The sequence below is a fragment of the Moorena sp. genome, assembly GCF_982860115.1.
In genome coordinates this window covers 1-4,776 of sequence record NZ_CEYLVT010000366.1, presented here as the reverse complement: position 1 = coordinate 4,776, position 4,776 = coordinate 1, and the positions used below count along the sequence as shown (strand labels likewise).

Below are 4,776 nucleotides of genomic sequence, written 5' to 3'. Positions count from 1 at the left end.
GCTATCTCAACCGTCCCGAATTAACAGAGCAAAAGTTTATCCCTAATCCCTTTAGCAATAAACCAGGTTCTCGCCTCTACAAAACCGGTGACTTAGGCCGTTATTTACCTGATGGAAATATAGAATTTATCGGACGTATTGATCATCAAGTAGAAATCCGAGGTTTCCGCATCGAACTCGGAGAAATTGAAGCAACACTTGCCCAACATTCCAAGGTGCGAGAAGCTGTAGTCATTGCCCGCGAGGAAATTCCAGGAGACAAACGTCTAGTTGCTTATTTAGTTCCCAATCAGGAAAAAACCACAATCAATGATTTGCGTTCTTTCCTCAAGACTAAGCTACCCGAGTACATGATTCCTGCTGCTTTTGTCCTTCTCGAAGCAATGCCCCTGACTCCTAACGGCAAAGTCAACCGTCGTGGCTTACCTGTGCCCGATGCTTCAAGTTTGGTTCCCGAAAGCAGTTTTATTGCCCCCCGCGACTCGGTGGAATTACAACTAGCCCAAATTTGGTCAGAGATTCTCGGTGTTTCCCCCATCGGAGTCCGAGATAACTTCTTTGACCTCGGTGGTCATTCTCTTTTAGCAGTGCGTCTGATGGCTAACATTGAGAAACAATTTGGCAAAAATCTATCTTTAGCCGCCCTTTTCCAAGGACCTACCGTAGAACAATTAGCCATTCTACTGTGCCAAAAAACTAATACTCAGTCTTGGTCTGGCTTAGTTGCCATTCAACCCCTTGGAAACCACCCACCGTTTTTCTGTATGCCTGGTTCCGGTGGCAATGTGGTCTACTTTCATCAACTCGCCCGTCATCTGGGAAATGACCAACCTTTTTACGCCTTACAACCCCCTAGTTTAGATGGAGTGTCGGAACCCTTTGGTAGTGTTGAAGAGGTAGCCGCTTACTACCTCCAAGCCATCCAATCCCTTCAACCCTCTGGTCCGTACTTCCTCGCAGGTCATTCCTTTGGGGTTCTGGTTGCTTTTGAAATGGCACAACAACTACAACAGTTGGGAGAAACCGTCCCCCTACTCGCCCTATTTGACCTTCCCGCCCCACTTCCTAGTAGCGCTCCAAAACAGCTAGATTGGGATGATGCCCGATGGTTGACTAATATTGCCCATATCCTCGAAATGTTATCTGGGAAAAATCTAGAGATTTCTTATGAATCCCTCAAACCTCTAACTCCATTAGCCCAATTAAACCATCTCAAACAACAGATGGAAACCGTGAATTTATTGCCACCTAATTCAGGAATTGAACGAGTGCGTGGGATTGTTCAAACGATTAAAGCTGACGAATTGGCTGTTATGAGTTATCTCCCACGACGAGGTTATCAAGGTCGGATTACCCTGTTCCGAACTAGGGAAGTTTATCAGGATGAATTGGGAATGCTTGGTGAAATTTCCACGGATCCAACTTGGGGATGGAACCAGTTTTCTAGCCAACCAGTTGCTGTTGAGGCTGTTCCTGGAAACCATACTACCATGCTTGGTGAACCTCACGTTCAGGTATTAGCTGAAAAGCTGAAATTTTGTCTAGCTAGCGTTTGCTGAAAAAGTATACAAAGTCTGAGGGGCGATAATTCAGCTAAAATCATTACTGGATAATATTTTTTACAGGCATCATAAAAAAAAATTAAATTCCATTATAATAACCCAATAATGTTGCTATTTTAAAAATAAAAACGAGGGGATATGGGATTGATTCAATATCAAGAAAATTATAACTTTTTAAGAGAGTGGAACAAAACTGCCGTAGATTACCCTCCGGATATTTGTCTGCATCAGTTGTTTGAAGCGCAAGTAGAACGAACTCCGAATTCTGTAGCTGTTGTGTTTGAGGGGAACCAACTAACTTATGAAGGTTTAAATCAAAAAGCCAATCAACTAGCTCATTACTTGCAGAATCTGGGGATAGGTCCAAACGTATTAGTAGGAATTTGCCTTGAGCGATCGCTAGAGATGGTTATAAGTCTCTTGGGCATTCTCAAGGCTGGGGGAGCTTACATTCCCTTTGATCCAGGCTATCCTCAAGAACGTTTAGCCTATATGTTGTCTGATTCTCAAGTGTCGGTGGTTTTGACGAGTAAGACCTCAGCCCCAGCCTTGCCTGACAATCATGCTCGTCTCATTTACTTGGATAGTGATTGGTCAAAGTTTGATCAAAAATCTCAGAAAAATCCACTCAGCACGGTTAATAGTGAAAATTTAGCTTATACTCTCTACACATCAGGCTCGACTGGAAAACCGAAAGGAGCGATGAACTCTCATCGTGGAATTGTCAATCGCTTGCTCTGGATGCAAGATACTTATCAATTGACCAGCTCAGATCGAGTTCTTCAAAAGACGCCATTTAGTTTTGATGTATCGATTTGGGAGTTTTTCTGGCCATTGTTAGCTGGGGCAAGACTAATAGTGGCTCGACCAGATGGTCATAAAGACACTGCTTATTTGGTTCGCCTCATTACCCAGGAATCGATTACCACATTGCACTTTGTCCCATCAATGCTGCAAATATTTCTGGAAGAGCCTACCCTAGACCAGTGCAACTCGATCAAGCGCGTGATTTGTAGTGGGGAAGTGTTGCCCGTTGCCACCAAGCAGCGATTTTTTGCTCGTCTGGAGGCAGAATTATATAATCTTTACGGTCCTACGGAAGCAGCTATTGATGTTACCTTTTGGAAATGTCAACCAGAGGGCAATAGGACCAGTGTTCCTATCGGTCGCCCCATTGCCAATACTCAGATTTATATCCTCGACTCCGAGCTGCAACCTGTTCCCATCGGTGAATCGGGAGAAATACATATTGGCGGAGTGGGGGTAGGGATGGGTTATCTCAACCGCCCTGAGCTGACGGCACAGAAGTTTATTGATAACCCTTTTAGTGATCAACCAGGGACCCGACTCTATAAGACTGGTGATTTAGGTCGTTACTTACCTGATGGCAACATTGAATATATTGGTCGTCTCGACCATCAAGTTAAGATTAGAGGATTGCGGATTGAACTGGGAGACATTGAAGCCGCACTTGCCCAACACCCTGATCTGCGGCAGGTTGCGGTGATTGTTCGAGAAGACCAAGCAGGGGATAAGCGCTTAGTTGCTTATGTTTGCCCACAAAAAGGTAAAATCCTGACTTCAGTTGAACTGCGCCACTTTCTGAAACAGAAGTTACCAGACTACATGGTGCCTGGCAGTTTTGTGATGCTAGAAGCTTTACCCTTGACACCTAGTGGTAAACTTAATCGCCGTGCTTTACCTGTTCTTGGGGCTTCAAACTTAGTTCAGGAAACCCGTTTTGTTGCCCCCCGGGATGCAATGGAACAGCAACTAGCGCAAATCTGGTCAGAAGTTCTCGGTATATCTCCCATCGGAATCCATGACAACTTTATTGATAATGGTGGTCATTCCCTATTAGCTACCAAAATTATCGGGCTGGTGCGCGCACGCCTCCAAGTAGAATTACCCTTGAATCGCTTATTTGAGTGTCCCACAGTTGCTGAGTTAGCCAAGGAGGTTCTTCAGGAAGAGGCATTAACTATTGTACCACCCCTACAACCCATTTCACGAGAGCAAACCATTCCTTTATCTTTTGCCCAAGAACAACTGTGGTTTCTTAATCAGTTAACGCCAGAAGAACCAGTCTACAATGAAAGCTTGACCATTCATTTAGGTGGACAGATCGATATTCCTGCATTGGAAAAAAGTCTAACAGAACTCATCCGCCGCCACGAAATTCTGCGAACTACCTATCCACTGGTTAACGGTCAACCCTGCCAGGAAATTCAGCCACCATTTGCATTTACTTTACCAATATTCGATTTGCGGCAATGGTCAGAAACCCCACGAGAAATAGAAGCACTGCGTATCGCCACTGAACAGCTTCGTCAAAGATTTGACCTCAATCGAGGACCCCTACTGCGAGCTACTCTAATTCAGCTTACTTCAGACAGCTATCGACTCTACTTCGCTATTCATCATCTTCTGATAGATGGCGAATCATTTATCAAAATAGTACAAGAATTAGAAATTATTTATACGGCATTCTCTCAAGGTTTGCCCTCACCTCTGCCAGAATTAAGTATACAGTATGCTGATTTCGCGGTTTGGCAACGTCAGCGCTTACTTGGAGTTGTTCTTTCTCATCAGCTTGCCTACTGGCAGAAACAACTAGAAAACTTACCTCAATTAAAACTTCCCACTGACCGTCCTCGCACTCCCCAAACCACTTTTGCGGGTTCATTTATTCGTCACCAACTCTCATGTGACCTAATCGAAAAGCTCATTTCTCTTAGCCGCCAAGAAAGTGTTACCTTATTTGTGACCTTCGCGACAGCAATCAAGGTTTTACTTTATCGCTATTCAAATCAGGAGGATATTGTTCTCGGTACTGCCATCTCTCAACGCACCAGACCAGAGTTAGAAGGGATAATTGGTAACTTTATCAATACTTTGGTCTTACGTAGTGACCTCAGCGGTAACCCGAGTTTCTGCCAACTGTTAAAGCGAGTCCGGAATGTTTGTTTATCAGCTTACTCCCATCAAGATGTGCCGTTCCAGAAGGTGGTAGAATCCCAAAATATAGACCATCAAGTCCAGCAAAATCCTCTGTTTCAGGTGGCTTTGGTAATCGATCCACCTCTAGTAACCGAAGACAAGTTAGGATGGCAGGCATTTTCCTTCGAGGTAGATCCTGAGATTTCTAAGTTTGACCTCACTTTCTATCTCTTAGAGGAAGAATCGGAGGGAATGGTTCTTCTGACTGAATACA

The 4,776-nt window shown here is 44.3% G+C and carries 2 protein-coding genes; both read left to right on the top strand.

Annotated elements, in window-relative coordinates:
• Positions 1 to 1,559, top strand: a 1,559-nt coding sequence (locus AC4II3_RS31340) for a thioesterase domain-containing protein (protein WP_488029785.1), incomplete at its 5' end; no start/stop codon positions are given.
• 141 nt (positions 1,560 to 1,700) lie between these two features.
• Positions 1,701 to 4,776: amino acid adenylation domain-containing protein (locus AC4II3_RS31335; RefSeq protein WP_490723013.1), on the top strand; the 3,076-nt coding region annotated here is incomplete at its 3' end.